Genomic DNA, 2,354 nt, shown 5'->3' with positions numbered 1-2,354 from the left:
CCTCGGATGATGTCGGCGTCGTCGATCACGACCTGCGTCGTTTCGATGCCACCGCTTTCCAGCGCAGCTCGTCGACCGGCTCGGGATCGTCATTGCGGTTCATGGCGTTTGCAAGCTCTCCTCGATACCTTGGCGGATGATTGCCCCGATCGCCTGGCTGAAATTGCATCTTGGTATTTCGCGCGCGCATAGGCCCGGACCACGCGAGCGCCGGCGATGCCAAAACCAGCATCTGCAGCCATAAGAGCTCCACGGCGTAACCCAAGACAATCATTCTCATGCACCCCCTGAGGCGGTTCACCTGCAAAAGGGAACTTGTGGAAAGCCAATTAACAACCGGGTGAACTTATGAAGCCTTCTACGAGCTGTGAACATCAACTTTGTCGGCATTGCTGACATTCCGTCCATGGGCTGCTAACAGGAGGACTTGATCACCAGTCTATCCAATTGGTTATTGAAGTTTGCCTGATGACCCTGCCACGCGAATACCTTGCGGCCCTCGCGCCATTGGCTGACGCTTTTTCCGCTTACGAACTCACCACTGGAAACCACGCAGTGCTGGTCGGCGGTGCCGCGGCGGCGATCCATACAGATGGCGCTTTCATGTCGGCGGACTTTGACGTGGTGGCAGGCAATGACGGAGCCTTCAGTGAAGCCATGCACGCCGCAGGTTTTGAAGAAGACGAAAAAGCACTCCACGGGCTTAGAGGATGGTACCATCCCGCCCACCCTCAATTCGCGATTGAGCAGGTTTCAGGCGGATATTTCGATGGACTTGGAGACAGAGAACGCTGCATCAAGTTGATCGTGCGTGACGGAGCAGCGATTGTCTTGCCTGCGATCGAAGACATGATCGCGGACCGGTTGGGGCAACACGAGGTCGCGGGCGCAGATACCGCCATGCTTGAGCAGGCGAAGGCACTTTATGCGCTCGCCGAAGGTTTGGACCTTGTTTACCTTCAACGTCGGATTGCGGAAGAAGGTGGAAATCCGGTGCATTTGGGGCTATCTAATCCTCTATGAAGACGCTCGAACTCAAGGGCTACCTCGCTAACGTTAGGGCGCGCAAGGCATTGCTGGGCCCCGACAGCTCGATTGCGGACGCAGAAGTGTGTCGCAATGACGGCGTACGCCGCACGGCCCGCAAGCGCCTTGCCCTTGAGCGTGCGGAGGCCCGCGCAACAGCCGCTGGTGCTACGCCGATAGTCTCAAATTACTGACAATTTTTGCGGACGCCCGCGATAGAGTGACGGGCAAATGGAACGTCGATGAGACCTACATCAAGGTGAAGGGCGAGTGGATGTACCTCTACCGCGCGATCGACAAATCGGGCGGCACGGTCGATTTCCTGTTCTCCAGGACGCGCAACCTCAAAGATGCGAAGCGCTTCTTCCGGCGGGCCTATGCGCGCCACGGCCTGCCCGTCCTGGTGACCATCGACGGCAGCCAGACCAACCTGGAAGCTGCTCGCCGATGCCATGCTGAAGTTAGGATGCGAAGCCGATCCGAGGCCGAGCCGCTTAAGGTCCGGCAGAGCCAATACTTGAATAACCGGACCGAGCAGGACCACCGGCGCATCAAGCGCCGCATCCGGCCAATGCTCGGTTTCAGGTCCCAAGCCGCCGCCGCGGTCATCCTGGAAGGCATCGAACTCATTCACATGATCCGCAAGGGGCAGATGATACCTGCCAACGACGCCCGCAATCCGTCCCTCGCAGATCAGTTCGACAGTCTCGCAGCCTGAAATACAACGTCAAAGAGCAAGCCGCACGGCCGGCCAACGTTTGCGACAGAACCGTACCGTGATGGCGATCGACGGCGACACCCTGAGCTTGGGCGGCGAGCGCATAAGGCTGCACGGCGTTGATGCGCCTGAATCCCAGCAGACACGCACTCGCCGCGGTGATGCGTGGCACTGCGGCCAGGACGCGACTGGATTGCTCGCCAGTACTGTAAACGGCAAGACCGTCCTGTGCCGGCAACGCGACATCGACCGCTACCAGCGAATTGTCGCGACCTGCACAGTCAATGGTCTCGACTTGGGGCAGGCCATGGTTGAGGCGGGGCTTGCTGTTGCGCTGCCCCAGTTCAGTCAGGCCTATGTCGAGGCAGAAGCTCGCGTGCGACGGCTGGGCATCGGTATCTGGGGTTCGCAGTTCGACGTGCCATCCGACTATCGCGCTGCACACCCCCAACTTGACCCCCCGCCGGTGACCCGGCACCCTCCCCCGCGGCAGATGCCTGAAAGTCCGGTCGGCACACGCCGTCAATCAGAAGGCGTGTTCTATCGCAACTGTGCCGCGGCATGGGCGGCAGGAGCAGCCCCCATCTATTATGGACAGCCCGGATATCGT

General features: G+C 59.7%; 3 protein-coding genes and 1 pseudogene. All 4 read left to right on the top strand.

The features are described from left to right. The first annotated feature begins 468 nt into the window (after positions 1 to 468). Positions 469 to 1,023 carry a hypothetical protein gene (locus SPHV1_RS25290; protein ID WP_054944283.1) on the top strand — a complete coding sequence of 185 codons (555 nt, stop codon included), beginning with the start codon at positions 469 to 471 and terminating at the stop codon, positions 1,021 to 1,023. After that, positions 1,020 to 1,220, top strand: a complete 201-nt coding sequence (locus SPHV1_RS00990) for a hypothetical protein (protein ID WP_054944282.1) — start codon at positions 1,020 to 1,022, stop codon at positions 1,218 to 1,220. The genes SPHV1_RS25290 and SPHV1_RS00990 overlap by 4 nt, the downstream gene beginning before the upstream one ends. A 26-nt stretch (positions 1,221 to 1,246) precedes the next feature. Continuing rightward, positions 1,247 to 1,744, top strand: a pseudogene (locus tag SPHV1_RS00985) (IS6 family transposase); the annotation flags it as partial. Between the two features lie 61 nt (positions 1,745 to 1,805). Beyond that, positions 1,806 to 2,354, top strand: a 549-nt coding sequence (locus SPHV1_RS00980; protein WP_054944281.1) for a thermonuclease family protein, incomplete at its 3' end; no start/stop codon positions are given.

It is taken from the genome of Novosphingobium sp. KN65.2, assembly GCF_001368935.1.
Taxonomy (GTDB): domain Bacteria; phylum Pseudomonadota; class Alphaproteobacteria; order Sphingomonadales; family Sphingomonadaceae; genus Novosphingobium; species Novosphingobium mathurense.
This window is presented reverse-complemented; position numbering and strand designations above follow the sequence as displayed.

Bases quoted from the DNA above. Each gene is read 5' to 3' on its own strand.
- SPHV1_RS25290 (WP_054944283.1), top strand. From the start codon at position 469: ATGACCCTGCCACGCGAATACCTTGCGGCCCTCGCGCCATTGGCTGAC.
- SPHV1_RS00990 (WP_054944282.1), top strand. From the start codon at position 1,020: ATGAAGACGCTCGAACTCAAGGGCTACCTCGCTAACGTTAGGGCGCGC.